Raw genomic sequence first — 25,408 nt, 5'->3', positions numbered from 1 at the left:
CTCGCCATACCGCGGGCATATCTCCAGCCGAACTTGCCATGATCTAATCTGACTTGCGTCCGTTATCGAGAAGCACCCAGGGTGATGATCGTAACAATTTATCGATCTCCAAAGGGCATATCCGTGCAGCGCCTCAAGGGTGATTTTTGGCATGCTCCATGCGCCGCTCGGCGCGCCATTGTCGCAACGCCTTGGCAAGACAACCGGCAGCGCTGCTGCTGACGACCGAACAACCGCTGACGGGCAGGCTGTCACGTTGCGTTTCTTCCATGGTCGCAGCTTGGCTCGTCCAACCTGGAGCACTCGATGAAGCCGATTTTTCCCGTAATTCCTTGGGGATGCGATAGCGCTCCGCTTCCGGTCTACGGGCACAGACCACAATCTCATTATCCCGGCCCGGCGGACAGGAATCATTGCCATAGACGGTCAGGTTAACGGTTCGCGGGGACGATGATTCGGGCGGATCAGATGCCGTGGCAGCCGGTTGTGCCAGCGCGGGAACGGACATGGCTGGCATCGACGCAAAGATGGTGATCATCGAGGCTTTTTTCATGATTCCCGCTTATCAAATGCGCTTGGCGAACGCGATGCCAACGCTCAACGTTACAGCATACACCTGATATAGGAGGTCCGGCATCTTGCGGATGAGTTGAGGGCATGACCGCTTTCGAGCATCTCCTCAATATCATGACCAGCGACAACTGGTCGAACCTGCCCCCTTATCCAACAAAAAAGGGCGCCCAGAAGGCGCCCTTTCAAATCATGCCCCTTGAAGGCGTCGATTACTTCTTCAGCGTCAGGCCGCCAAAGCGCTTGTTGAAGCGGGCAACCTGGCCGCCCTGTTCAAGCTGGCGGGTACCGCCGGTCCAGGCCGGATGCGACTTGGGATCGATGTCGAGCGCCAGCGTGTCGCCTTCCTTGCCCCAGGTCGAGCGAGTGCGGAACGTGGTGCCGTCGGTCATCTGGACGGTGATGAAGTGGTAATCGGGGTGGGTATCGGCCTTCATGGGTCTGCTCCGTTCAGGGGCCGGTTTCCGACCGGCCATGGATGCGAAAAATTGCGAAGGCGCGCCGTTACATGGGAATGCGCGCAAAAGCAAGGGGAAGAGCGGACCTTGCCCCTTGGCCGGTCGACCCCGTCATTCCCGCCGGGGCGGAAGTGACGGGAAATTCCGGATCACTACCCCGCCTCAATCCACAGGCGGGTCGGCAATCATCGCGACGAAGCTGGCCTCCGCGCAGAGCTTGCCCTCGACCATCGCCTTGCCCGTGAACTTGCAGACGCGGCCACGGATCTGGACCAGATCGACATGCAGGTCGAGCAGGCAGCCCGGTTCGACCGGATTGCGGAACTTAGCCCCGTCGATGCTCATGAAATAGACGAGCTTGCCCGAACCCCGCAGGTTCATCGTCTCGACCGTCAGCACGCCTGCGGCCTGCGCCATGGCTTCGACGATCAATACGCCGGGCATGATCGGCCGGCCGGGGAAGTGCCCCTGGAAGAAGTCCTCGTTGATCGACACTGCCTTGACCGCGTGGATCGCGCTGTTGGGCACGAGCGAAATCACGCGGTCGACGAGCAGCATCGGATAACGGTGCGGCAGCGCCGCCATCACCCCACGAATATCGATGGGGCCGACGGCGGCGGCCGCATTGTCAGTCTGATCCGTCATCCGTGCGATCAGCGCGAGGCCGGCTGCTGCGACGGATTGGCGGGTGCAGCGGCAGGGGCGGCAGCGCCCTGGCCCTGACGGCCCGGCTGCCAGCCGGCCGGCGGGGTGATGCCGACGCTGGGCACCAGCGCGTTGAGTTCGGTCACCACCGACTGGGTGATGTCGACGGTCGGCTGATAGGACACGGTCGCGTCGGGCGACAGGATCAGGTCAACCTTGGCCTTGGTCATGGCGGACTTGAGCGCGTCCGACAGCTTGGCCGAAATCTGCTCCTCGACATAGGCGTTGGCGAGCGCGATCGGCTGGCCCAGGCGCTGCAGTTCGGCCTGACCGTCCTGGCCGGCCTTCTGATAGGCCTCATATTGGGTCTGGATCGCCGGGGTCGGCTTGCCGCCGGCGGCCTTCATCGCGGTTTCCAGGGCAGTGCCCTTCGCCTTCAGGTCCGCGTCGATGGCGTTCTTGCGCGCGGTGAAGCTGTCGATCTGCGCCTTGTAAGTGGTCTGGATCTGCGTGCGCGCGGTCGAATAGGCCGAGCTGGTGGCAACGGCGCGCTGCAGGTCGACGACGGCGATGCCGGTCTTCGACTGGGCAGCGGCAGGAACGCTGGTCAGCGCCATGGCAGTCATTGGCGCAAGAACCAGCGCAGCAGCCTTGAAAATCGTCTTCATCAGAATTGAGTCCCTACGTTGAAGCTAATGAGCTGAGTGTCGTCCCCTGGTTCCTTGAGCAGGGCTTTGGCGATGTCGATACGGAACGGACCGAAGGGCGAGTTCCAGTTGACGCCGAAGCCCACGGCAACACGCGGCTTGAGCGTGTCGCCGAGATATTGTTCCACGAAGCCGCTGCTGACCGTATTATAGCCGACAGCCGTGTTGCAGACAGGCGCCACGGCCGATCCGGTAGCCTGAACCACCGGCAAGGCGGGATTGCTGGTGGACGAGCAGAAGCCCGGGAAGGTGCCTGGGGTGGAGCCAGGTACGCTGACCAGACCAGGTCTCTTGAGCCCCCCGACAGCGCCCGCGTCCACGAACACCGAAGGCCGCAGCCCCATTTCACGCGCGCCCGAACCCAGCGGAATTTCCATTTCCGCATGCGCCAGATAATAAATGCGGCCGCCCAACGCGTCGTCGGCGCGATTGTTGTTGCCGGTATTCTCGACACCGGTGAAGGTGCCGTCGCTATTGGCTGTGGTCGTGAAGTAGCGACGGACGATCCGGGGCCCGACGCCACGAATGTCGAAGCCGCGAATCTGCGGATTGCCGAGGAAGAAGCGGTCCGTGAGGCGAACCGCATCAACCAGGGCGCCCGTGCTGTCGCGGCGATCCCCCTCAAGGCTGTGGATATAGCCGCCTTCGCCAGTCAGCGAGAAAATGAAACCACCGCCGACAGGCCAGTATTTTCCGCCGCTGAGGCGGGTGCGGACATATTTGACGCTGCCGCCCAGGCCGGCGAAATCCTGGCTGAGAACCAGATTATTGCCGCGCGTCGGCCGGATGCGGTTGTCGCGCGTGTCGTAGATCAGCGAATAACCGATCATGGACGTGGTGCGCTTGCCGATGGCGTCGCAAAGATAACGGCCCGACAGGATCGGGTCGCAGGTGTCGCCAGCGCTGTTGCCGCGAATACCGTCGCCATTGCTGTCGGTATAATAGGTCGACTTGTCCAGCGTCACATTGTCGAGGTTGAGCGTGTAGCGCAGCGCAAGCGACATATATTCCGTGATCGGCACGCCGGCGCGAAGCTGGAAGCCGGTCGTGGTCTGCTGGTAGGTGCGGTTGCGGTCGTTATTGTTGATATAGTTGAAGCTGTTGAGGTCGCGGCGATAGATGTCGCCGCCCAGCGCGATGTTCTTGTCCATGAAATAGGGCTCGGTAAAGCCCAGTTCGATCGACTTGCTGTAGGCCGAGTAATTGACGCTGGTGCGCAGTTCCTGGCCCTTGCCGCGGAAGTTGCGCTGCGTGATCGACGCCGAGACAATGAAGCGTTCCAGCGAGGAGAAACCAGCCGACAGCGACAGTTCGCCGGTCGATTTTTCCTGCACGTTCGTTTCCAGAACGATGCGGTCGGGCGCAGAACCCGGCTTCTGTTCGACGTCCAGCTTTTCCTGGAAGAAGCCCAGGGAGTTGATGCGGTCCTTCGACCGCTTGACCAGGAAGCTGTTGAACGCATCCCCTTCGGCCAGGCGGAATTCGCGCCGGACCACCTTGTCCTGGGTCAGCGTGTTGCCGTTGATGTCGACGCGCTCGACATAGACGCGCGGCGCATTGGCGATGCGGAAATCAATCCCCATCGTCAGCGTGTCCTTGTTGCGCTGGAAGTCCGGCTGGACGTCGGCAAAGGCATAGCCGAACAGGCCCGCCGTCTCGCTCAGCGTGTCGACCGTGTCCTCGACCTGCTTGGCGTTGTACCAGTCGCCCTTCTTCATCGGCAGCATCTTGGTCAGCGAATCGCCCGACAGGTCGCGAATGTCGCTGTTGACCTTCACGTCGCCGAATTTGTAGCGCTGCCCTTCCTCGACCACATAGGTGATGATGAAGTCCTGCTTGTCGGGCGTCAGTTCCGCCACGGCGGAAATCACGCGGAAATCGGCATAGCCGTTGGTCAGATAGAACTGGCGCAGCTTCTGCTGGTCATAGGCCAGGCGATCCGGGTCGTAGCTGGTGCCCGAGGAGAAGATGCGAAACCAGCGCGACTGCTTCGTCACCATCTGGCTGCGCAGTTCGCCGTCCTTGAACTTCTCGTTGCCGATGATGTTGATCTGACGAACCTTGGACTTGGGCCCTTCGGAAATTTCGAAGACGATATCGACACGGTTCTGGTCGAGCTGCACCATCTTCGGCTCGACCGTGGCGGCGAAGCGGCCCTGGCGGCGATACAGTTCGATGATGCGGGCAACATCCGCGCGGACCTTGGACCGGGTATAGATCTGCCGCGGAGCCAGTTTTATTTCAGGACGTATCTTGTCTTCCTTGAGGCGCTTATTACCTTCAAGGACGATGCGGTTGATGACCGGGTTTTCCTTCACCTCGACGGTCAGCGCGCCATTGTCGTTGCGGATCTGGACGTCGGCGAACAGCTCCGTCTCGTAAAGGTCGCGCAGCGCCTGGTCGAGCGATTCCTGGGTGAAGGGCTGGCCGATGCGCAGCTTGGTGTAGGACAGCACCGTGTCGGGTTCCAGGCGCTGGACGCCGGTGACGGTGATGTTGCGGATCGTGCCGGCTGCGGGCGCAACCGCTGGCACGGGCGCGGGAACAGGTGCGGCCGCCGGCGGGGCATTTTGAGCCATCGCCGGGACTGCAGACATGCCCGCGATCATCGTCGTCGCCAACAGGGCCACGACGACCGGGCGCTGCCTGTTGCTGCTCATCATCGCTGTCACCCGCTCCACCTTCTACAAAAAAGCAACATGTCGTTCACGCCGGACCCATTCCGTACATATCCGGAAAGACGGCGCCAAATCGCGCCCTCCTGCCCGATACGGCTCAGCCGATCAAGCCGGACAGACGATCCCAGAGACCGAAAGAGGATAAATCGTTGAATGTTACCAGCACCATCATCGCCAGCAGGACCGCCAGACCCGAACGATAGGCCCATTCCTGCACCTGCGGACTGACCGGCCGCCGCTGTATCGCCTCCACCCCATAGAACAGCAGATGGCCGCCATCCAGCATCGGGATTGGCAAGAGGTTGATGAACCCCAAGTTAATCGAGATCAGCGCCATGAAGAAGACGAAGCTTTCCACCCCCAGCGTCGCGGCCTGTCCCGAAACCTCGGCAATCTTGAGCGGTCCGCCCAGTTCCTTGACCGACCGGCCGCCCCCGACGATCTGGCCCAGCGTCTCGACCATGGTGCGGATGATCTGACCCGTCCGTTCGATCGCGACGACAGGCGCGCGGACAAGGCTGACAGGCTCGATCACCGGCTCGCCCGGCGCGATGCCCAGCCGCCCCAGCCGGAATCTATTGCCGAACCCGTCATTTTCCTCGACCGCGCCGACCTTGCCCTGCTTTTCGATCAGCTTGCCCTGCCGGTCGATCAGGATGGTGACGGGCTCACCCGGGCGAATCTGAGCGAACAGGCGGATATCGTCGAAGGTCGTCATCGCCCGCCCGTTGAGCGATACGATACGGTCACCCGCCAGTATACCCGCTGCGGCCGCTGCGCTGCCCGGCTGAACATGCCCGGCCACGGCGGGCGTGCGGCTCTCGCCATGGACAAGGGCGAAGGTCGCCAGGATCGCTATGGCAAAGAGGAAATTGATCGCCGGCCCGGCCGCAACGATCGCGGCCCGCTGCCACAATGGCTTGGCCGGAAAGCTCTCCGCCCGTTCGGCGGCAGGCAGTTCCAGCCAGCGCGGGTCGGTCTGGCTGGCGGCGTTCATATCGCCCTTGAAGCGCACATAGCCGCCCAGCGGCAGGGCGCCCAGGCGCCACCGGGTGCCGCGCCTGTCGACCCAGGCGGCGATTTCCGGGCCGAAGCCGATGGAGAAGGCCTCCGCCTTCACCCCACACCAGCGGCCCACCAGATAATGGCCCAGCTCATGCACGAAGACGAGCGGGCCGATGACCGCCACGAATGCCACTACGGTCAACAGGAAACCGGGATTCTGGATCAAGCGGTCAATCTTTCCATCACTTGCGCAGCCCTCTTGCGCGCCTGCGCGTCCGCTTCCAGCACATCGTCGATCTGCTGGGGCACAGGCGCGCTATAACCGTTCAGGACATCATCCACAATCATGGCGATATCAAGGAAGCCTATGGCGCCTTTGAGGAAGGCGGCGACGGCGACCTCATTGGCCGCGTTCAATATGGCGGGCGCAGCGCCGCCAGCCTCCGCCGCCTGTCGGGTCAGCCGCAGCGCGGGGAAGCGATCCTCATCCGGCGCCTCGAAATCCAGGCGACCGATCCGGGCGAGGTCCAGCGGCTGGCAGGGCGTGGCGATCCGCTCCGGCCATGCCAGCGCATGGGCGATCGGTATGCGCATGTCGGGCGAACCAAGCTGCGCCAGGGTGGATCGATCGCGATATTCGACCATGGAATGGATGACCGATTGCGGATGGACGAGGATCTCGATCCGGTCGAGCCCGACCGGGAAGAGATGCGCCGCCTCTATCAGTTCCAGCCCCTTGTTCATCATCGTCGCGCTGTCGACGCTGATCTTGGCGCCCATCGACCAGTTGGGATGGGCGACCGCCTGCGCGGGCGTTATGCCGCGCATCTCCTCCCGACTGCGGGTGCGGAAAGGGCCGCCGCTCGCCGTCAGGGTGATCCTTGCCACATCTTCCATGCGACTGCCCGCAAGGCACTGGAATATGGCGTTATGTTCGCTGTCGACTGGCAACAGCGTGGCACCCGACGCGCCGACCGCATCCATCATCAGCGCGCCCGCGGATACCAGCGACTCCTTGTTGGCAAGCGCCACCGTGCCGCCCGCCTTGAGCGCGGCCATGGTCGGGCGCAACCCCGCGCAGCCGACGATCGCGGCCATGCTCCAGTCTGCACCGGCCCCCGCGACGTCGATCAAAGCGCTTTCGCCCGCCGCCGCCTCCGTCCCCGAACCGCGCAGCGCGTCCTTCAGCGCCTCATAACGCGCCTCGTTCCCGATCACGGCGATCGCGGCATTGCTCTGCCGCGCGGCGGCCGCCAGGCCCGCCACGTCGTTGTGCGCGGTCAGGGCAACGACCCGATAGCCTTCCGGATCACGCTGGATCAGGTCCAGCGTGGACATGCCGACCGACCCGGTCGCGCCAAAGACCGACACCTTCCTCATGGCAATTGCACCAGGATCATATAGCAGATCGCGGCCAGCGGTGCGGCGGCGACCACCCCGTCCAGCCGGTCCATCACGCCGCCATGGCCGGGCAGCAGCGTACCGCTGTCCTTGACGCCGGCCCGGCGCTTCATCCAGCTTTCCAGCAGGTCACCCAGTTGCGCCGCCACTGCCAGCAGACCGCTTGCCGCGGCGAGCTGGATCGGCAGGTCCGCGAACCGATAGAGCAGAAAACCGACCATCAGGGCCGCCAGCACGCCGCCGCCCAGGCCGGACCAGGTCTTGGAAGGGCTGATACGTGGCGCCAGTTTCGGCCCGCCGATCGAGCGACCGGCGAAATAGGCGCCGATATCCGTCGCCCAGACGAGACCCAGCGCCCAGAAGGTCAGCAGCAGCCCCTGAAGATTGGGCGACTGCTCGCGCAGGAACAGCAACGCCATCACCGGCACGACGATATAGGGCACGCCCAGCGCCAGCCTGACCGAACGACCGGCCAGCGCAACAAAGAAGAAGGCAGCCGCCATCAGCGTGAAGCCAAGCCAGGACACGCCGGCCGCCGCGGGGCAAAGAATCGCCAGCGGCACCGATACGGCAAACATCGCCAGCTTGCGATTCTCAGGCCTGGCTCCCGTCAGGTCGCCCCACTCCCCCTGCATCAGCACGCCCGCCACGGACAACAGCACCCAAAAGGCGAAACCGCCCGCAAACAAGGCGCCCAACGCCACCAGGATAAGGAGGACACCGACTATCGCGCGGGTGCGAAGCTCGCTCGACATGCTGTCACAGCCCGCCGAAACGGCGGTCCCTCAGGCGGAAGGCGTCCAGCGCGGCGGCGAGCGCCCTCGCGTCGAAATCCGGCCACAGCATGTCGGTGAAATACAGCTCCGCATAGGCGGCCTGCCACAGCATGAAATTGCTGAGCCGCTGCTCGCCCGAGGTACGGATCATCAGGTCGAGCGGTGGCAGGTCGGCGGTGTAGAGCGCTGCATCCACATCATCCAGACCGATCTCCTCGGCCGCGATCTCGCCCGCGGCCACCCGGCGCGCCAGCGTCTGCGCCATGCGCACCAGTTCGTCCTGCGCGCCGTAATTCAGCGCTATGGCTATGATCGGCCCGCTGTTGCCGGCTGTCCGCGCCATCGCATTGTCGATCATTTCGACCAGCGAGGGATCCAGCGCCCGATAATTGCCGATGATGCGCAGCCGCACGCCATTGGCGTGGAATTCGTCGAGGTCGGACTGGATGAAATGGCGCAGCAGGGCCATCAGATCGGCCACCTCGCTCGCCGGACGCTTCCAGTTTTCCGAGGAAAAGGCGTAGAGCGTCAGGCATTCCAGGCCCAGCTCCCGCGCGGCGCGGGCGACGCGGCGCACCGCCTCCACCCCGGCGCGATGGCCGGCGATACGCGGCAGGAAGCGCTTCTTCGCCCAACGGCCGTTGCCGTCCATGATGATGGCGACATGACGCGCGCCATGGGCTGGCGCGCCGCTGGTCAGATCGGGTTTGGCTTGGGTCGCCATCAGACAGGAATGCGTGCTTTGGCCGCGAAAGGAAAGCCCCGGATCACTGACCGAGAATTTCCTTTTCCTTCGCCGCCGCCGTCGCATCGATATCCGCGATGGTGCTGTCGGTCAGCTTCTGGACCTCGGTTTCCTTGCGCTTGCGCTCATCCTCGCTGATCTCGCCCTTCTTCTCGTCCGCCTTCAGGCTGTCCATGCCGTCACGGCGGACATTGCGGACGGCGATGCGGGCCCCTTCCGCATATTTGCTGGCGAGCTTGGCCAGTTCCTTGCGGCGCTCCTCCGTCAGGTCCGGGATCGGCAGGCGCAGCGTCTGGCCATCGACAATGGGGTTGAGGCCCAGGCCCGCCGAACGGATCGCCTTGTCGCACGGGCCGACATTACTCTTGTCCCACACCTGGACCGACAGCATGCGCGGTTCGGGCGCCGAAACGGTCGCGACCTGGTTGAGCGGCATATGCGCGCCATAAACCTCGACCGTCACAGGATCGAGAAGCTGGATATTGGCCCGGCCCGTACGCAGCCCCGACAAATCGCCCTTCAGCGATTCCACGGCACCCGCCATGCGGCGTTCGAGGTCGGCCTTGTCATATTGAGCCATTTTGTTTCAGCGCTCCTGATTTTGCACGATCGTCGCCACACCATCGCCGGCCAGCACCTTGGCCAGGTTGCCGGTTTCGCGGATGTTGAACACGACGATGGGGATGTGGTTTTCGCGGCAAAGGGCAATGGCGCTCGCGTCCATGACCTTCAGATTGTCGTTCAGAACCTGATCGAAACTGATCGCGTCATAGCGGGCGGCATCGGGCACCTTCTTCGGATCGGCATTGTAGATGCCGTCGACGCTGGTGCCCTTGAACAGCGCGTCGCAATCCATTTCCGCCGCGCGCAGCGCCGCCGTGGTGTCGGTGGTGAAGAAGGGGCTGCCGGTACCCGCCGCGAAGATGACGATCCGGCCCTTTTCCATATGTCGCACCGCCTTGCGCCGGATATAGGGTTCGCAGACCGACGCCATCGGGATGGCGGACTGGACGCGGGTGTCATAGCCCAGCTTTTCCAGCGAATTCTGCACGGCCAGCGCGTTCATGACGGTGGCCAGCATGCCCATATAATCAGCGCTCGCCCGATCGAATCCCTTGGCGGCGCCCGCAAGGCCACGGAAGATATTGCCGCCGCCCACGACCACGCACAGTTCGAACCCGGCATCCTTCGCCGCGGCAATCTCGCCCGCCACGCGGTTCACCGTTTCCGGCTCGATGCCGAACTGCCCCTGCCCCATCAGCACTTCGCCCGAAAGTTTCAGCAGGATGCGCTTGAAGGCTGGGCGAGACATGCGGGGCAATATTCCTTTTATGATCGGGCAAGGAAATGGCGCGCACCTTAAGCAGCGCGCGCCATTATGTGAAGCAGGGTTTTGGCAACCCCGAACTTCCTTAGCGCCCGCGTCCGGCTTGTCGAGAAGCCTCAGCCTCCCGACACCGCCGAAAGCGAACGAACTGTCGGATCAGACGCCGGCGGCGGCGGCCACTTCGGCGGCGAAGTCGCTCGTTTCCTTCTCGATACCTTCACCGAGCTGGAAGCGGATATAGTTTTTCAGCGTGATCGACGCGCCGGCTTCCTTGGCCGCCTTGGCGACCACGTCGGCGACCGGGGTCTTGTTGTCCATCACGAAGAGCTGCGACAGCAGCGCGTTTTCCTTTGCATATTTCGCGACGGCGCCGTCCACCATCTTGGCGACGATCTCGGCGGGCTTGCCCGATTCGGCCGCCTTTTCGGCAGCGATCGCGCGCTCACGCTCCAGCAGGGCCGGATCGATATCGGCCGAGGACAGCGCCAGCGGGAAGGCAGCGGCGATGTGCATCGCGATCTGCTTGCCCAGCGGCTCCAGAACGTCGGCGGATGCATCGCCCTCCAGCGCGACCAGCACGCCGATCTTGCCCAGACCCGGAGCGGCGGCATTGTGGACATAGGGAACGACGACGCCCTGGCTCACCTCGACCTGGCCGACGCGGCGCAGGGTCTGGTTTTCACCAATGGTGGCGATGTTGGCGACCAGCTTCTCGGCCACGGTGCCGCCAGCCGGATAGGCAGCGTTCGACAGCGCGTCGGCGTCGGCAACGCCATTTTCCAGCGCGATGGTCGACACGGTGCGGACGAAATCCTGGAACTGGTCGTTCTTGGCGACGAAGTCGGTTTCGCTGTTCACTTCGACGGCGACGCCCTTGGTGCCGGCAACGGCGACGCCGACCAGACCTTCAGCGGCGGTGCGGCTCGACTTCTTCTGCGCGGCGGCAAGACCCTTGGCGCGCAGCCAGTCGGTTGCCGCTTCGATGTCGCCATTGGCTTCGGTGAGCGCCTTCTTGCAGTCCATCATGCCCGCGCCCGAACGGTCGCGCAGTTCCTTGACGGCGGCAGCGGTAATCTCGGCCATGTTTCGGCTCCTAAATGTTTCGGATGGTTCAAATAAGCGCTAGGGCGCGTTCCATCGGAGCGCGCCCTAGCCTGTCAATCTTGCAGTTCGAAGACCGCGTCTCAGGCCTGAGCGACGACCTCTTCGGCCTCGGGCTCGTCCAGAGCGCCAAGGTCAACGCCGGAAGCCTGCTGCGCACCACGGTTGCCCTTGGTGGCGGCGGCGGCGACGGCGTCGCAGTAGAGGCGGATCGCGCGGCTGGCGTCGTCATTCGCCGGAACCGGGAAAGCGATGCCGTCGGGCGAGACGTTCGAATCGAGGATCGCGACGACCGGAATGCCCAGCGTGTTGGCTTCCTTGATCGCCAGCTCTTCCTTGTTGGCGTCGATCACGAACATGACGTCAGGGATGCCGTTCATGTCGCGGATGCCGCCCAGCGACATTTCGAGCTTCTCGCGCTCGCGGGTCATCTGGAGGACTTCCTTCTTGGTGAAGCCGTGGGTGTCGCCCGACAGCTTCTCTTCCAAGGTCTTCAGACGCTTGATCGAGCCAGAGATGGTCTTCCAGTTGGTGAGCATGCCGCCCAGCCAACGATGGTTGACGAAATGCTGGCCCGACTTGCGGGCGGCTTCAGCGATCGGATCCTGCGCCTGGCGCTTGGTGCCGACGAACAGCACCTTGCCGCCGGCGGCGACGGTCGCGGACACGAAGTCCAGGGCGCGGCCGAACAGCGGCACGGTCTGCGACAGGTCAAGGATGTGAATGCCGTTGCGCTCGCCGAAGATGTACGGCTTCATGCGCGGGTTCCAGCGGTGGGTCTGGTGGCCGAAATGGGCGCCAGCCTCGATCAATTGGTGCATGGTGACGACAGGAGCCGCCATAATTATTCTCCTTCCGGTTACACCTCTGGGAATCAGGAACTGAAGCAGCGCGCCGCAGCACCGGATATGTCGATTCCCATGTGGAATGGGCGCGCGTTTAGACGCGTCGGAATATCATTGCAAGGGCTTGACTCTCCGTTCTAGATAGAACATAAGGAGAACATTGGGAACAAACGGCGGATTTGCACCGTTTGCATGCCCATAGTGAACCAAGCCGTGCAAATGGCAAGACAGAAAGTGAGCTGCATATGTTCGCACTGGTCGCAGCACTTGTTTTCACCGGATCATTCCTGCTCGCCGCGGGCGTCATTGTCGGCATGCTGCTGACCTATCATGACAAGATGGTGGCGGCTCTCGCATTCGAACCCATCCCGCGACAGGTTCCGGTATATCGCCTGCGCATCAGCCGGCGTCGCGCCGCACCCTCGACGCGACAAGAACGCCCCGCTTTTGCCGCCGCGGTGCTGGCTGCCTGAGGATCATTGTGCTTCGGCCGCGCGCTGGCGGCGAACCCTGGCATAGGACATCATGCCAAAGGGGATGAGCGCAAGATAAATGGCGCACAGCACCAGCAGAGTCAGCCATGGATCTGTGATCAGCAGCGCTGCCAGAAGCCCGGCCAGCGCAATCGCCTCCAGCCTTATGCGTTTGCGCAGACGCAGCGCGGACCAGCTATAGGTCGCGATGTTGGAGATCATCAGGAAGGCTGAGAAGGCGGTCCACGGCGCCACTACATACCATTGCCGGAACAACGGTTCGCCGGTCACCAGCCAGAGATAGAGCGGCACGAAGGCCAGACCGGCACCAGCGGGCGCCGGAACGCCGGTAAGAAAGCCGGCGGATTTGTGCGGCTGCACGTCGGCGTCGATATTGGCGTTGAACCGCGCCAGCCGCAGCGCGCAGGAAAGCGCATGGGCAAGAGCGAATATCCAGCCGAATTTCGGCATGGCGTTCAATGACCAGAGATAAAGCACCAGGGCCGGCGCCACGCCGAAGGCAATGGAATCCGACAGGGAGTCCAACTCCGCGCCGAAGCGGCTTTCCCCCCGCAGCAGCCGGGCAATGCGGCCATCCAGCCCGTCCAGCACGCCGGCGATCAGGATGGAGAGCACTGCCCGCTCCCATTCGCCCGAAATGCCGTAGCGCACGCCCGTCAGGCCGAAGCACAGCGCCATCGCCGTCACGGCGTTGGGCGCCACCATCCGCAGGGTGATCCCCCGGCGCAGACCGCGCGGGATGGTGCGCCGCTGCCGCATTATTGCTGAATCCCCGAAATCACGCGCATGTCGCCAATCTGGCCCAGGATCGTTTCGCCGGCCACGGTGCGCTGCCCCAGCACCACGCGCGGGGCGGTGCCCGCCGGCAGATAGACGTCGACACGGCTGCCGAAACGGATCAGGCCGATGCGCTGCCCCGCCGCGACCATGTCGCCCGGCTTCACAAAGGGTACGATCCGCCGCGCGACAAGGCCCGCGATCTGGGTAAAGCCGATGCGCACCCCGTCATGCCGCTCGACCAGGATATGCTGCCGCTCATTATCCTCGCTCGCCTTGTCGAGGTCGGCGTTCAGGAACTTGCCGGAAATATAGACGACCGACTTCACCGTCCCGCCGATCGGCGTCCGGTTGATGTGCACGTCGAACACGCTCATGAAGATCGACACGCGGATCATCGGCTGGTCGCCCAGCCCGTCCGGCCCGCTCATCTCCCGCGGCGGCGGCACCCGCTGGATCAGCGTCACCAGCCCGTCCGCGGGGGCAACGATGGCGTGCTCATCCTGCGGTACGGCGCGGACCGGATCGCGGAAGAACGCCAGGACCCAGATCGTCACCATCACCATCAGCCAGCCCGGAATCTCCCAGCCCACCAGGAACAGCAGCGCGGTGATGGCGGCCGCGATCAGGCCGAATTTCACGCCCTCCGGATGCACCGAGGGGAAGCGCCATTTCACATTGCCGCCCAGCGCGACGGTCAGTTCGTCATTTTCCATGGACACCGTCTTTAAGGACAGACACTTGCAGTGACAACGTCCGATCCCTTCCGAAGAGCCACGAAATAATCCCGCGCCGCATCTTCTCCCCGAACATGTGATATCCGGCGGCGGCGGCGCCCATTTCCCCGCGCGCCCTGCACACTCCAGTTGAACATTGCCGTCGCTTTCCCTAGGGCGTTCGCAAATTCCACCCGAATGAGAAGGCACAGGCGCTATGGCTAAGATCAAGGTGAAGAACCCCGTCGTGGAAATCGACGGCGACGAAATGACGCGGATCATCTGGCAGTGGATCCGCGAGCGCCTCATCCTTCCCTATCTCGACATCGACCTGAAATATTATGACCTGGGCGTCGAAAAGCGCGACGAGACCAACGACCAGATCACCATCGATTCCGCCAATGCCATCAAGGAGCATGGCGTCGGCGTGAAGTGCGCCACCATCACCCCCGACGAAGCGCGCGTCGAGGAATTCGGCCTGAAGGAAATGTGGAAGTCGCCCAATGGCACGATCCGCAACATCCTGGGCGGCGTTGTCTTCCGCGAGCCGATCGTGATCCGCAATGTGCCGCGCCTGGTTCCCGGCTGGACCGATCCGATCGTCATCGGCCGCCATGCCTTCGGCGACCAGTATCGCGCCACCGACTTCCTCGTCCCCGGCCCCGGCAAGCTGCGGATGGTGTGGGACGGCGCCAATGGCGAGAAGATCGAGAAGGACGTCTTCAACTTCCCGAGCTCCGGCGTCGCCATGGGCATGTACAATCTGGACGATTCGATCCGCGATTTCGCCCGCGCCAGCATGAACTATGCGCTGGGCCGCGGCTGGCCGCTCTACCTGTCGACCAAGAACACCATCCTCAAGGCCTATGACGGCCGCTTCAAGGATCTGTTCCAGGAAGTGTTCGACAATGAATTCGCCGCCGAGTTCAAGAAGGTGGGCGTGGTCTACGAACACCGCCTGATCGACGACATGGTCGCCTCCGCCCTCAAGTGGAGCGGCAAGTTCGTCTGGGCCTGCAAGAATTACGATGGCGACGTACAGTCGGACACGGTGGCGCAGGGCTTCGGCTCCCTTGGCCTCATGACGTCCGTCCTGCTCTCGCCCGATGGCAAGACCGTCGAGGCCGAAGCCGCCCACGGCACCGTCACCCGCCATTATCGCCAGCATCAGCAGGGCAAGCAGACCTCGACCAATCCGATCGCGTCGATCTTCGCCTGGACCCAGGGCCTCAGCTATCGCGGCAAGTTCGACGAGACGCCGGAAGTCACCAAGTTTGCCGAAACGCTGGAGCGGGTCTGCATCGAAACGGTGGAAAGCGGCAAGATGACCAAGGATCTTGCCCTGCTGATCGGTCCGGAGCAGGCCTGGATGACCACCGAACAGTTCTTCGAGGCGATCCGCGTGAACCTGGAAGACGCCATGGGCAAGTGGAACTGATCTGCCGTTCTGCAGTTCAATACGGTAACGGAACGAGGCGGCGCCGCATCCCGGCGCCGCCTTTTTCATGAGCGGAAAGGCGAATGATGACGACAACGGCGAAGAAGCGCCTGGAAGTCCGGCCGGCGGTTCCGGCGGATGTGCGCGGCATTCAGCGGCTGATCGCGCGAGTCTATCCCGGCCTGCCCAATTATTCGCTCGCGACCCTTCGCGGCCAGATCAACAATTTCCCGACCGGCTGCTTCGTCGCCCTCTATGACAGCCGGATCGTCGGCTATTGCGCGACCATGCGCGTCAGCAAGGCGATGGCCTTTTCCCCCCATGACTGGGAGGAGATCACCGCCAATGGCTTCGGCACCCGGCACAGCGCGGCGGGCGAGTGGCTCTATGGCTATGAAATGGCGGTCGATCCCAAATTGCGCGGACTGCGCATCGGCCAGCGTCTTTATGACGAGCGCAAGGAACTGGCCGAGGAACTGGACCTGCACGGTATCGTCATCGCCGGCCGCATGCCCGGTTACGCCAGGGCCAGGCGGCGCGTCGATGGGCCGGCCGATTATCTGGACAAGGTCGTCCAGGGCAAGCTGCGCGACCAGGTCGTCAGCTTCCAGCTCAAGAACCAGTTCGAGCCGCTGGGCGTGCTCGAAAACTACCTTCCTGAAGACAAGCAGTCCGACGGACATGCCGCGCATCTTGTCTGGCGCAACCCCTATGTCGATCCCGACGAAGCACCGGAAATGCGCGTGCCGCGCGGCGTGGAGAGTGTCCGCCTCGCCACCTGTCAGTTGCAGGCCCGCGCCGTCAAGGATTTCGACGAGTTCATCCGCAACATCGAATATTTCGTCGACGTGGCGGCCGATTATCGCTCTGACTTCATCGTCTTTCCCGAATTGTTCACCCTGCCCCTGCTGTCCTACGAAACCAGGAACCTCTCCCCTGCCGAAGCGATCGACAAGCTGACCAGCTACACCCCGCGCCTCACCAGAGAGCTGGAAAGAATGGCGCTGGAATATAATATCAACATCATCGGCGGCTCTCACCCGACCCGCGCTGATGACGGCGATATCCAGAATATCGCCTATGTCGCGCTGCGCGACGGATCGCTGCACAGGCAGGAAAAGATTCACCCGACGCCCAATGAGGCCTTCTGGTGGAACATCAAGGGCGGCGACTCGCTGGACGTGATCCAGACCGATTGCGGGCCGATCGGCGTGCTCATCTGTTACGACAGCGAATTTCCCGAACTGGCGCGACGGCTGGTGGACCAGGGCGCGCGGATCATCTTCGTGCCCTTCTGCACCGACTCCCGGCTGGGTTACATGCGCGTGCGATACTGCGCGCAGGCGCGGGCGATCGAGAACCAATGCTATGTGGTCATGTCAGGCAATGTCGGCAACCTGCCCAATGTCGACAATATGGACATCCAATATGCCCAGAGCGCGATCCTGACGCCCTGCGACCTGCCCTTCGCGCGCGACGGGATCGCGGCGGAATCGACCGAGAATGTCGAGACGCTGACCATGGCCGACGTGAACCTGGCGGACCTCAGTTGGGCCCGGGCGGAGGGTACGGTGCGCAACCTGCGCGACCGGCGGTTCGACCTCTATCACATCGACTGGGACAGCAATCCCGATCACGCCCACGCGCCAAGCGGAGGCCCGGTCCCGGCGGGCGGGCACAACGCGCCGGGCGGGGGATAACGCAGATACCGTCATTCAAGGATGACGGAATATACTGCCGGCAGGCTTCAGGCGGTTACCCCATCCGGCAGCGTCGTTCCGGGCATCATGACAGTCTATCCCTATATCCGCGCTCCGTCACTGAACCAGTCGAGCCGTCTGGAGGGCAGTGGAGAATAGTTGCTGGAGAGCTGTGGTGATATTGTCATCGGCCGTCACGGTCTGCACCAGTGGCGAACCATTGATGCCCGATGACGCACAACTTTGCAGCGCGGTGAGAACCTGGTCGGAACTTCCCGCATTGCCGGCCGGATAGGGCGAAGGCGGACGCGGCAGGAACGGAGCGATATTCGACTGCGACCAGCTGTCACCGGCAAGCGATTCCGGCAGATATTGGGTATAGAGAATGGCAATCTTGATACCCTTGGTCTTGATCGCCGTGCATTGGGTCAGGTCGCTGCTCCGCATCGGGCCGAAATAACGGCCGCCGCCATTTGGCTGGTCCAGCATGCCGTCCGTGATGATGAACAATATCTTCTGCGGCGTCGCTCCAGGCGCGCCCGTTCCCGCGGTGGGGATGACGTTGTTCATGGCGGTGAGCATGTTCGTCACTTCGGTCGCTTTATCGTCGATGTTGCTGCCGCTGGTCGGCATGGAATTCTTCCACCAATAATCGTCGGCCGGGAACAGCGATGCCGCGGAAAAGCCGCTGCCATAGGAGGCGACGCTGGTCAGGCTGTTGAGCGTCCTGACCGGCGAAGAATTGCCAGATCGCGTCCAGTCGAATGAAAACATCTGCGCGCGATAGGTGACCTGATATTGGGACGCCTGGTTAGCCGCGAAGGGGATCAACTGCGTCGCGGCCGAAACCACATCGTCCTTGCGCAGGGTGATGCTGGCGGGACTGCCGTAGATCTGCCCATAATTATGGGTGAGCCAATAACCATCGGCAAAATAGCTGGTATCATACAATGTGTCGATTGGGGTGCCCGTCGTCGTGGTCGTCGTGGTCGTCGTGGTTCCACCGCTTGCCGGCGTGGAATCCTCGACAATCTTTTTGGTCGGCGTCACTCTCTTGTATATGTTGGTTACGCCGCCTGGATTCTTGTTCACCGGCAAAACAATATAAGTGGTGACGTCGTAGGTACTGGTGGTGGTATCTATGTTCTTCTTGTTATTTCCGTTTCCAGATGTTGTCCGCACGGGGCCCACGACCGTCGGCGTCGAAGTCGAGGTCATGAGATTGCCTGCGCTGTCATAGATGAGGTTCGTAGTATAATCCCATCTATAGAAGACGTTCCGGGTCGCCGATCCCGACGTATAATAGCCCGTTGACAGCAATATATGGCGTGTTTGCTGATCCTTGACATAGATATTGTCGCTCGTCGGAAGCATCGCGTGGCACGCAAAGGCGCAGCCATTCGCGTTTTCGGAAGTCTTGGTGGCCGCGATGATCTTGCTGACGCCGTCCGACGTCGCGGGAAGCAGCATCGAAGGCGAATTGTCCATCGCCAGGTAGAAATCGACATTGGGCGGCTGCGCGGCGCTGGCCGAGGACGTACCGCTGACTGTTAATGTACCGACCCCCAATATGTTGCCGAACATATTGACCGACTTGACCGTATAGCTGACGGTCGCCTTGCGAAGATAGCCCAGCGCGCCGCCGCTGCCTGAGGTGCCGTCGGTGATGGTGGGCGTCACCTGCAGGTCCTGATAGCCGTTCAGAAGGCTGGCCTGCGCCGTGAACATGGCTCTTGCGGCGGTAGTCGCTTCACTGTTCGATTGCAGGATAAGCGAAGGGCCGACAGCCGCCAGCGCAGCCGCGTCGGCCGCCGCGTTCAAGTGCGTCTGAAGGGCCATGGCGCGGGAATAATCGACCCCGAACCCGACGACGAAGGTCAGCGGGATGAGGGAAAATGCCGTGATCATCAGGGCGCCGCCTCGCTGGTCGCCCTTCAGCCGGGCAGCCAGCCTGGCCAGGACACGCGCAGCGTTGGGGCAAGAGGATCCTGTCATCATTCAAGCACCTAGAAAAGACGAGGGGTCATGTAGAGGGTGTGAGTCAGCGTAGTCGTCTGGATGGGGATAAAGCTGATCGACGGCGTGAAATTATATTTGACCTTGCCCATGAACAGCCAGCCACCGGCCGTACCGACCTGGGTCTTGGTGCCGGTACCGGGCCCAAGGTTTCCGCACACATTCGAACCGTCCGGAGAGGTCGGGACCATCGTGGAACTGATCATGTTGGCGGGGATGGAAACAACGGTATTGGCCGACTGCGTCCCGGCCGTGGGGAGCGTCCCGGCCGTCTGTTCCGAAGTCGCGGCGGTGACGGTGCTACCGTCGGCGCTTTGCGTCTGGGCCTGGGTCCACACGACATAGGCATGGGTGGCATCGCAGACCCTGAGCAGCGATATCTGCTCGGTCGCCTTGTCGAGCTTGTAGGGCGACAGGACGACTGCGCTGGCGCTGAGATAGGATTTCGCGTCGGCGCTCGTCGGGTCCGTGTAGACGATGGTGGGTGACATCGTTCGGCTGGTGAGGTCGACAAGGGAGCGCGTCGCGATCGTGACCTTGCGGTTGCAGGCGATCATGTCCGACAGGGAGCATCCGCCGGTGTACAGGAGCACGAGCACCGGCAGGCAAATCGCGAATTCGATGAGAACCGCTCCACTTGCGTCCTGTGCAAAGCGCCTCAACATGAGCTTTGCGATGCGCTGCATGAATAATCTTCCGTCGTGAATACCGATGTCGCGACAAGCTGGCGGTTGCTGTTGGGCTGGTTCACCAGGTTCAGGCCCAGCGGGCCTTTTCCTGTCGGCCAGAGATAGACAAGCTGAAGAACGACGATGCGGGATTTGCCGCTGCCGCCCGACTGGTAACTATAGCCCGTGCCTGTCGAGGTCAGCACGCCATTGCTGTCATAAGTGAAGGTCGGCTTGGCGGTGCTGCCGGCATTATAGGTGCTCGCGGTGGCGACATTGACCGTCAGCCGGGAACAGGTGAGCAGTGCGGGCAACAGCGATGGGACAGTGATTGCCTGACCATTGGCATCGGTTCCGGAGAAACCGTTGCAGATGGCGTTCTTGAAATCGCTGGCGGTCATGCCGACATGGCCATTGGCCAGTTGCACGGTCTGGACGGTCCCCGTCAGCATCAGGCGCCCTGCGCTCTGCGCCGCGGTTTCCAGCATCTGCTGCGCCAGATATATCAGCATCGAGTAAAGGATCGCGAGCAACAGCGCGAGCAAGGCCGGGGCGATGACGGCGAATTCCACCATGGCCATACCCTGCCTGTCCTGCGACAGGTTCTTGCCGAAACGGCGCACCGCCTTCCCTGCGCAAAATATATTGCGTAAAACCGCCATTACGGAGCCTCCCGGAGGCTGTATCAACGATCAGCGTTCAAATTTGGTAAACGGCCCGTCGCGCCGGGGGAGACAGGGTTAAGGGGGTGCGTCAGCACCGGCCGAGTTCCGCCTCGTCGGGCTTCCCGCGACATCTTCGCTTCCGGGCCGATCCTGGCCGGAACACAGGCTCATGACCTTGCGTGATGCAATGGCCACAGCCTCGCCGAAAAGCGTCCTATTTTCGCAACCCCTGCCGGTTAAGCCTGTCCTATTTCGCGCCGACGGCCCATTCCGGAACCCTCTTTGAAACGTCCGACACATTGCGCAGCCGCCTACGCGCGCTGGCACGCGCGCGCATACGGTGTGAACTTCGGCGGCAAATGGCTGTTTCCCAAGGCGTCGGATCAGCGATGAAACATTCCCGGCCGCCAGTCATTCCATGTCTCATGCTGTCAAAGGCGATCCGGGATGTCGACTATGACGCGGCTGAACACCGGCTGGAGCATCGTGCGCAAAAGTGGGAACCGGTTTTGCGCACGGCAGCCGCCGCTCACTCGACGGTAACGGACTTGGCAAGGTTTCTTGGTTGATCGACGTCCGTGCCCTTGGCCACGGCGACATGATAGGCCAGCAACTGCACCGGAACGGCATAGACCATCGGCGCGATCAGCGGATGCACCTTGGGCATGGTGATCGTCGCCATGCAACCCTCACCCGCCGCCTGCACCCCGTCATAGTCGGAGATCAGCACCACCTTGCCGCCGCGCGCCTGCACTTCCTGCATGTTGCTGACGGTCTTCTCGAACAGCGGTCCACTGGGCGCCAGCACGATCACCGGCACCTTGTCGTCGATCAGGGCGATAGGGCCATGCTTCATCTCGCCAGCGGCATAGCCCTCGGCATGGATATAGCTGATTTCCTTGAGCTTGAGCGCCCCTTCCAGCGCCAGCGGATAGTCCGGCCCGCGCCCCAGATAGAGCACATCGCGCGCGCCCGCGATCAGATGCGCCATCCCCTCGATGGATTCGTCATAGGCAAGCGCGGCATTGAGCGCGGCGGGCGCCTCGGACAGGTGACGGACCAGTTCCTTTTCCGCCTTTGCGTCCAGCCGTCCCTTCGCCCGCGCCAGATTGGCCGCGAACGCCGCCAGCACCGCCAACTGACAGGTGAAGGCCTTGGTCGATGCCACGCCGATTTCCGGTCCGGCATTGGTGGGCAGCAACAGGTCGGCCTCCCGCGCCATGGTGCTGCTCGGCACGTTGACGACGGCGGCGATCTTCTGTCCCTCGGCACGGGCATGGCGCAGCGCGGCCAGGGTGTCGGCGGTTTCGCCCGACTGGCTGATGACGATCATCAGCCCGCCCTCTTCCATCACCGGCGCGCGATAACGGAACTCGCTGGCCACATCGATGTCGACGGGAACGCGGGCGAACTGCTCGAACCAATATTTGGCAACCATGCCGGCATAATAGCTGGTGCCGCAGGCGACGATGGTGACGCGGCGAATGCTGCCAAGGTCGAAATCCGGGATCGGCAGCGACACCTGGTCATCCATCCGGCGCAGATAGGAACGCAGTGTCTGCGCCACCACCACCGGCTGCTCGTAGATTTCCTTGAGCATATAGTGGCGGTGATTTCCCTTGGAGATCAGTTCGCCGGTGACGCCGGAAATGGTGACGGGCCGCTCGACGGGAACATTGTCCTTGTCGAAGATCTCCGCGCCGTCGCGAGTGATGACGACCCAGTCGCCTTCCTCCAGATAGGCGATGCGCTGGGTCAGCGGCGCCAGCGCCAGCGCATCGGAGCCAAGATAGGTCTCCCCCTCGCCATAGCCGACCACCAGCGGCGAGCCCAGGCGCGCGCCGATCAGCATATCGGGATGGCTGCGGAACAGGATCGCCAGCGCGAAGGCGCCGTGCAGGCGCGGCAGGACCTGCGCCACCGCGTCCTTCGGGGATGCGCCCTGCTCGACCAGTTCGCTCACCAGATGGGCGACGACTTCCGTATCGGTCTGGCTGTCGAAAGTGCGGCCCCGCGCCATCAGCTCCTCGCGCAGCGGCTTGAAATTCTCGATGATGCCGTTGTGGACGAGCGCCACTTCCTTTGTGGCGTGGGGATGGGCATTGCTGGTCGTGGGCGCGCCATGGGTCGCCCAGCGGGTATGGGCAATGCCCGTCTTACCCGGCAAGGGCGCGGCGCCCAGTTCCTTCACCAGATTGGCAAGCTTGCCCTCGGCGCGGCGACGGTCGATCTGCCCGTCATGGATGGTGGCGACGCCCGCGCTGTCATAACCGCGATATTCAAGCCGCCTGAGACCTTCGACCAGCCGCTCCGCCACGTCGTCCTTGCCGATGATTCCGATGATGCCGCACATGGATGTTCAGTCCCAAAGCCGTGAAAACTCTATGCTTGTGCCGCCTATGCCACGATCGCGCGGCGGGCGACAGGGGTACCGCATCATCGTGGATGAATTGTAATCAGCCAGACATCCGGCGGCGCCAGTAACCGGATCGGCAGGCCGCTGGTGCCAAGCCCGGCCGATACCACCATGATCCGCTGTCCTTCCCGGTACACCCCGCAGGCATAGCGGGTACCATAGCGTGAAGGCACATAGACTATGCCGGCAAAGGGCAAGGCCACCTGCCCGCAATGGGTATGACCCACCAGCGTCAGCATCGGCCGGTCGGGCAGCAGCGGAAAGACATCCGGCCCATGGGACAGCATCAGCGGCGCACCGCCCAACGCCTGCATCGCATCCAGCGTCGCGGGGATGTCGGGTCGGTCGGTATAGATGTCGCGCAGCCCGCCGATCGCCAGCGGACCCCGGCGCACCGCCTGATTCTCCAGCAGAGGAATGCCGATGCGGGCAAACAGGGCGGCCCATTGCCGGCGGCTGATCCGCGCATGTTTTCGGGCGTCGTGATTGCCCAGCACGGCGACCACGCCCAGCGGCGCGCGCAAATCGGCAAAGGGCGCGATGCTCTGCTCCGGACCATAGGTCGCGCCACCCTTTTGATCCCCGATATAGTCGCCGCCCAGGACGACCAGATCGGGTTTCAGCCCATTCACCAGGGCGACGATCCGCGCCATCCGGGCTGGACTGTTGTCGGGACCGGACAAATGGCCGTCCGTCAGCAGAGCCACCGTGACCGGCCGTCGGGGCGCATCCGTCGGGAAGGGAAGGGCGACGTCCAGATGCCGCACCACCGGCATGGCCCGCGCATTGAGCACGAGCCAGACTACCGCTCCCGTCAACAGGAGCAAAAGGATCAGCAGCGCGATCAGCCAGCGCCGCGTTCGGGAAAGGGCCTTCACTTGGCGGCTTTGCGCGCCTGCATTTTCGCCCGGAAGCGGGCGGCCCATCCAGGTTTCACCTCCTGCGCCGGCCGGACGAGACAAAGCGCATCGGCCTCCACCGGCTGGGTCACGACGCTTCCGGCCGCGACGATCGCGCCATCCCCGATCGTCACGGGCGCGACCAGCGCGCTGTTGGAACCGATGAAGGCGCCCGCGCCGATCTCCGTCCGATATTTGAAGAAGCCGTCATAGTTGCAGGTGATGGTGCCCGCGCCGATGTTGGCGCCTGCGCCCACGCTCGCGTCACCGATATAGGACAGATGGTTCACCTTGGCGCCCTCGCCCAGTTCGGCCTTCTTCATCTCGACGAAATTGCCGACCTTGGCCTTATCGCCGACCTTCGCTCCAGGGCGCAGGCGGGCATAGGGACCGATTGCCGCGCCCTTGCCGACAGAGGCGCCCTCCAGATGCGAAAAGGCGTGGATCGTCGCATCGTCAGCAATGCTGACGCCCGGACCGAAGACGACATGGGGTTCAACCACCACGTCGCGACCCAATAGGGTGTCATGCGCGAAGAACACTGTTTCCGGCGCGATCAGCGTCGCTCCATCCCGCATCGCCTCCGCCCGACGACGGTCCTGCCAGACAGCCTCCACCCCCGCCAGTTCGGCGCGGCTGTTGACGCCCGCCACTTCCCATGCTTCCGCCTCGATCACCGCGCTCTGGGCGCCCGGCAGCATGACGATGTCGGGCAGATAATATTCCCCCGCCGCATTGTCGTTGCCGATCTTGTCGAGCAGCACGAACAGGTCGGTCGACCGCACCGCCATCAGTCCCGAATTGCAGAGCGTCACCGCCCGCTCCTCTGCACTGGCGTCCTTATATTCCACCATCTTTTCGATCACGCCCTGATCGCGAGCGATGATCCGGCCATAGGCGGCGGCGTCCTCAGGCCGGAAACCCAGCACAACGGCGCGCGGCTCGTCACCCCAATTCAGGCGGTCCAGCATGCTTCGCAGCGTTTCGGTGCGCACCAGCGGCACGTCGCCATAGAGGATCAATATGTCGCCTGCGAAGCCGGCCAGCGCATCATGCGCCTGCGCTACGGCATGGCCGGTGCCCAGTTGCTGTTCCTGCACTGCGATGACGGCGCCGCTGCCCTCGACCGCCTTTTCCACCTGGTCGCGCCCCGCGCCGACGACCACCACCTGCCGCTCAGGCTGCAACGCCGCCACGCTGGCGAGCAGGTGGAGCAGCATCGGCCGCCCCGCTATCGGGTGCAGCACCTTGTGTTTCGTTGATTTCATGCGCGTCCCTTGCCCGGCGGCAAGGATGATCACGGCCAGGGGACGGGCGGGCGAGCGGCTGGAGGTCACAGGGGCATCCTTCACGAAAGGGCC

At 63.1% G+C, this 25,408-nt stretch carries 24 protein-coding genes; 3 read left to right on the top strand and 21 right to left on the bottom strand.

Features of this window, described 5'->3' with window-relative positions; translation table 11 throughout:
* Positions 1-133 precede the first annotated feature (133 nt).
* The 13 genes from MRBLSP13_RS18675 to rpsB all read right to left on the bottom strand — a co-directional run bounded on the left by MRBLSP13_RS18675 (position 134) and on the right by rpsB (position 12,255).
* Complete coding sequence (locus tag MRBLSP13_RS18675; RefSeq protein WP_363755986.1) at positions 134-553, bottom strand: hypothetical protein; 420 nt, start codon at positions 551-553, stop codon at positions 134-136.
* Between the two features lie 229 nt (positions 554-782).
* Complete coding sequence (rpmE, locus tag MRBLSP13_RS18670) at positions 783-1,007, bottom strand: 50S ribosomal protein L31 (RefSeq protein WP_007687040.1); 225 nt, start codon at positions 1,005-1,007, stop codon at positions 783-785.
* Between the two features lie 183 nt (positions 1,008-1,190).
* On the bottom strand, positions 1,191-1,673 hold the full coding sequence (gene fabZ, locus MRBLSP13_RS18665; RefSeq protein ID WP_363755984.1) for a 3-hydroxyacyl-ACP dehydratase FabZ: 483 nt from the start codon (positions 1,671-1,673) through the stop codon (positions 1,191-1,193).
* A gap of 8 nt (positions 1,674-1,681) precedes the next feature.
* A complete protein-coding gene (locus MRBLSP13_RS18660) occupies positions 1,682-2,341 on the bottom strand; it encodes an OmpH family outer membrane protein (RefSeq protein ID WP_363737175.1) in 660 nt (219 codons plus the stop codon).
* Positions 2,341-5,043, bottom strand: coding sequence for an outer membrane protein assembly factor BamA (gene bamA, locus MRBLSP13_RS18655; RefSeq protein WP_363737437.1), 2,703 nt, complete (start codon positions 5,041-5,043; stop codon positions 2,341-2,343). Before bamA ends, MRBLSP13_RS18660 begins: the two co-directional genes overlap by 1 nt.
* A 112-nt stretch (positions 5,044-5,155) precedes the next feature.
* Complete coding sequence (gene rseP / locus MRBLSP13_RS18650; RefSeq protein ID WP_363755982.1) at positions 5,156-6,289, bottom strand: RIP metalloprotease RseP; 1,134 nt, start codon at positions 6,287-6,289, stop codon at positions 5,156-5,158.
* Positions 6,286-7,443 carry a 1-deoxy-D-xylulose-5-phosphate reductoisomerase gene (locus tag MRBLSP13_RS18645; protein ID WP_363737177.1) on the bottom strand — a complete coding sequence of 386 codons (1,158 nt, stop codon included), beginning with the start codon at positions 7,441-7,443 and terminating at the stop codon, positions 6,286-6,288. The genes rseP and MRBLSP13_RS18645 overlap by 4 nt, the downstream gene beginning before the upstream one ends.
* Positions 7,440-8,219, bottom strand: a complete 780-nt coding sequence (locus MRBLSP13_RS18640) for a phosphatidate cytidylyltransferase (RefSeq protein WP_363737178.1) — start codon at positions 8,217-8,219, stop codon at positions 7,440-7,442. Before MRBLSP13_RS18640 ends, MRBLSP13_RS18645 begins: the two co-directional genes overlap by 4 nt.
* A gap of 4 nt (positions 8,220-8,223) precedes the next feature.
* Positions 8,224-8,964, bottom strand: a complete 741-nt coding sequence (gene uppS / locus MRBLSP13_RS18635; RefSeq protein ID WP_363737179.1) for a polyprenyl diphosphate synthase — start codon at positions 8,962-8,964, stop codon at positions 8,224-8,226.
* Positions 8,965-9,007: 43 nt separating this feature from the next.
* Entirely contained in the window at positions 9,008-9,565 is a 558-nt protein-coding gene (gene frr / locus MRBLSP13_RS18630; RefSeq protein ID WP_133652996.1) for a ribosome recycling factor, read from the bottom strand.
* A gap of 6 nt (positions 9,566-9,571) precedes the next feature.
* Positions 9,572-10,297 (bottom strand): UMP kinase, encoded by a 726-nt coding sequence (gene pyrH / locus MRBLSP13_RS18625; protein ID WP_363737180.1) that lies wholly within the window; start codon positions 10,295-10,297, stop codon positions 9,572-9,574.
* Positions 10,298-10,468: 171 nt separating this feature from the next.
* Complete coding sequence (tsf, locus tag MRBLSP13_RS18620) at positions 10,469-11,395, bottom strand: translation elongation factor Ts (protein WP_133652994.1); 927 nt, start codon at positions 11,393-11,395, stop codon at positions 10,469-10,471.
* 101 nt (positions 11,396-11,496) lie between these two features.
* On the bottom strand, positions 11,497-12,255 hold the full coding sequence (rpsB, locus tag MRBLSP13_RS18615; RefSeq protein WP_133652993.1) for a 30S ribosomal protein S2: 759 nt from the start codon (positions 12,253-12,255) through the stop codon (positions 11,497-11,499).
* Between the two features lie 248 nt (positions 12,256-12,503).
* On the opposite strand from rpsB, the gene MRBLSP13_RS18610 reads away from it, so the two are divergent.
* On the top strand, positions 12,504-12,731 hold the full coding sequence (locus tag MRBLSP13_RS18610) for a hypothetical protein (protein ID WP_363755980.1): 228 nt from the start codon (positions 12,504-12,506) through the stop codon (positions 12,729-12,731).
* A gap of 3 nt (positions 12,732-12,734) precedes the next feature.
* Here the strand turns inward: MRBLSP13_RS18610 and MRBLSP13_RS18605 are convergent, their stop codons facing one another.
* Together MRBLSP13_RS18605 and MRBLSP13_RS18600 are read right to left on the bottom strand one after the other, a co-directional pair.
* Complete coding sequence (locus MRBLSP13_RS18605; RefSeq protein ID WP_363737183.1) at positions 12,735-13,511, bottom strand: CDP-alcohol phosphatidyltransferase family protein; 777 nt, start codon at positions 13,509-13,511, stop codon at positions 12,735-12,737.
* On the bottom strand, positions 13,511-14,245 hold the full coding sequence (locus MRBLSP13_RS18600) for a phosphatidylserine decarboxylase (protein WP_133652990.1): 735 nt from the start codon (positions 14,243-14,245) through the stop codon (positions 13,511-13,513). Before MRBLSP13_RS18600 ends, MRBLSP13_RS18605 begins: the two co-directional genes overlap by 1 nt.
* Before the next feature lie 217 nt (positions 14,246-14,462).
* Here MRBLSP13_RS18600 and MRBLSP13_RS18595 point away from each other — a divergent pair, with 217 nt between their 5' ends.
* Both MRBLSP13_RS18595 and MRBLSP13_RS18590 read left to right on the top strand, forming a co-directional pair.
* The gene (locus MRBLSP13_RS18595) at positions 14,463-15,683 is read left to right on the top strand and encodes an NADP-dependent isocitrate dehydrogenase (RefSeq protein ID WP_363755978.1); all 1,221 of its coding nucleotides are present in this window, start codon (positions 14,463-14,465) and stop codon (positions 15,681-15,683) included.
* 86 nt (positions 15,684-15,769) lie between these two features.
* Positions 15,770-17,383, top strand: coding sequence for a bifunctional GNAT family N-acetyltransferase/carbon-nitrogen hydrolase family protein (locus MRBLSP13_RS18590; RefSeq protein WP_363737438.1), 1,614 nt, complete (start codon positions 15,770-15,772; stop codon positions 17,381-17,383).
* Between the two features lie 117 nt (positions 17,384-17,500).
* Here MRBLSP13_RS18590 and MRBLSP13_RS18585 read toward each other — a convergent pair whose 3' ends face one another.
* From MRBLSP13_RS18585 to glmU, 6 genes are all read right to left on the bottom strand, one after another.
* Positions 17,501-19,381, bottom strand: a complete 1,881-nt coding sequence (locus MRBLSP13_RS18585) for a pilus assembly protein TadG-related protein (protein ID WP_363737185.1) — start codon at positions 19,379-19,381, stop codon at positions 17,501-17,503.
* An 8-nt stretch (positions 19,382-19,389) separates the two neighbouring features.
* The gene (locus MRBLSP13_RS18580; RefSeq protein WP_363737186.1) at positions 19,390-20,085 is read right to left on the bottom strand and encodes a TadE/TadG family type IV pilus assembly protein; all 696 of its coding nucleotides are present in this window, start codon (positions 20,083-20,085) and stop codon (positions 19,390-19,392) included.
* On the bottom strand, positions 20,058-20,729 hold the full coding sequence (locus MRBLSP13_RS18575; protein WP_363737187.1) for a TadE/TadG family type IV pilus assembly protein: 672 nt from the start codon (positions 20,727-20,729) through the stop codon (positions 20,058-20,060). Before MRBLSP13_RS18575 ends, MRBLSP13_RS18580 begins: the two co-directional genes overlap by 28 nt.
* Positions 20,730-21,261: 532 nt before the next feature.
* Positions 21,262-23,085, bottom strand: a complete 1,824-nt coding sequence (gene glmS / locus MRBLSP13_RS18570; protein ID WP_363755976.1) for a glutamine--fructose-6-phosphate transaminase (isomerizing) — start codon at positions 23,083-23,085, stop codon at positions 21,262-21,264.
* 83 nt (positions 23,086-23,168) lie between these two features.
* Complete coding sequence (locus MRBLSP13_RS18565) at positions 23,169-23,996, bottom strand: metallophosphoesterase (protein WP_363737439.1); 828 nt, start codon at positions 23,994-23,996, stop codon at positions 23,169-23,171.
* A 26-nt stretch (positions 23,997-24,022) separates the two neighbouring features.
* Positions 24,023-25,315, bottom strand: a complete 1,293-nt coding sequence (gene glmU / locus MRBLSP13_RS18560; RefSeq protein ID WP_363737189.1) for a bifunctional UDP-N-acetylglucosamine diphosphorylase/glucosamine-1-phosphate N-acetyltransferase GlmU — start codon at positions 25,313-25,315, stop codon at positions 24,023-24,025.
* Between the last annotated feature and the right edge of the window lie 93 nt (positions 25,316-25,408).

The sequence above is a fragment of the Sphingobium sp. LSP13-1-1.1 genome (assembly GCF_040676415.1).
In the GTDB taxonomy this organism is placed as follows: domain Bacteria; phylum Pseudomonadota; class Alphaproteobacteria; order Sphingomonadales; family Sphingomonadaceae; genus Sphingobium.
This window is presented reverse-complemented; position numbering and strand designations above follow the sequence as displayed.

Coding starts and splice junctions, on each gene's coding strand:
- MRBLSP13_RS18605 (WP_363737183.1), bottom strand. CDS start 13,511: ATGCGGCAGCGGCGCACCATCCCGCGCGGTCTGCGCCGGGGGATCACC.
- MRBLSP13_RS18595 (WP_363755978.1), top strand. CDS start 14,463: ATGGCTAAGATCAAGGTGAAGAACCCCGTCGTGGAAATCGACGGCGAC.
- rpsB (WP_133652993.1), bottom strand. CDS start 12,255: ATGGCGGCTCCTGTCGTCACCATGCACCAATTGATCGAGGCTGGCGCC.
- frr (WP_133652996.1), bottom strand. CDS start 9,565: ATGGCTCAATATGACAAGGCCGACCTCGAACGCCGCATGGCGGGTGCC.
- tsf (WP_133652994.1), bottom strand. CDS start 11,395: ATGGCCGAGATTACCGCTGCCGCCGTCAAGGAACTGCGCGACCGTTCG.
- MRBLSP13_RS18575 (WP_363737187.1), bottom strand. CDS start 20,729: ATGGCGGTTTTACGCAATATATTTTGCGCAGGGAAGGCGGTGCGCCGT.
- MRBLSP13_RS18580 (WP_363737186.1), bottom strand. CDS start 20,085: ATGCAGCGCATCGCAAAGCTCATGTTGAGGCGCTTTGCACAGGACGCA.
- MRBLSP13_RS18675 (WP_363755986.1), bottom strand. CDS start 553: ATGAAAAAAGCCTCGATGATCACCATCTTTGCGTCGATGCCAGCCATG.
- uppS (WP_363737179.1), bottom strand. CDS start 8,964: ATGGCGACCCAAGCCAAACCCGATCTGACCAGCGGCGCGCCAGCCCAT.
- fabZ (WP_363755984.1), bottom strand. CDS start 1,673: ATGACGGATCAGACTGACAATGCGGCCGCCGCCGTCGGCCCCATCGAT.
- MRBLSP13_RS18585 (WP_363737185.1), bottom strand. CDS start 19,381: ATGATGACAGGATCCTCTTGCCCCAACGCTGCGCGTGTCCTGGCCAGG.
- MRBLSP13_RS18660 (WP_363737175.1), bottom strand. CDS start 2,341: ATGAAGACGATTTTCAAGGCTGCTGCGCTGGTTCTTGCGCCAATGACT.
- pyrH (WP_363737180.1), bottom strand. CDS start 10,297: ATGTCTCGCCCAGCCTTCAAGCGCATCCTGCTGAAACTTTCGGGCGAA.
- MRBLSP13_RS18610 (WP_363755980.1), top strand. CDS start 12,504: ATGTTCGCACTGGTCGCAGCACTTGTTTTCACCGGATCATTCCTGCTC.
- bamA (WP_363737437.1), bottom strand. CDS start 5,043: ATGATGAGCAGCAACAGGCAGCGCCCGGTCGTCGTGGCCCTGTTGGCG.
- glmU (WP_363737189.1), bottom strand. CDS start 25,315: ATGAAATCAACGAAACACAAGGTGCTGCACCCGATAGCGGGGCGGCCG.
- MRBLSP13_RS18600 (WP_133652990.1), bottom strand. CDS start 14,245: ATGGAAAATGACGAACTGACCGTCGCGCTGGGCGGCAATGTGAAATGG.
- MRBLSP13_RS18645 (WP_363737177.1), bottom strand. CDS start 7,443: ATGAGGAAGGTGTCGGTCTTTGGCGCGACCGGGTCGGTCGGCATGTCC.
- rpmE (WP_007687040.1), bottom strand. CDS start 1,007: ATGAAGGCCGATACCCACCCCGATTACCACTTCATCACCGTCCAGATG.
- MRBLSP13_RS18640 (WP_363737178.1), bottom strand. CDS start 8,219: ATGTCGAGCGAGCTTCGCACCCGCGCGATAGTCGGTGTCCTCCTTATC.
- glmS (WP_363755976.1), bottom strand. CDS start 23,085: ATGTGCGGCATCATCGGAATCATCGGCAAGGACGACGTGGCGGAGCGG.
- MRBLSP13_RS18590 (WP_363737438.1), top strand. CDS start 15,770: ATGACGACAACGGCGAAGAAGCGCCTGGAAGTCCGGCCGGCGGTTCCG.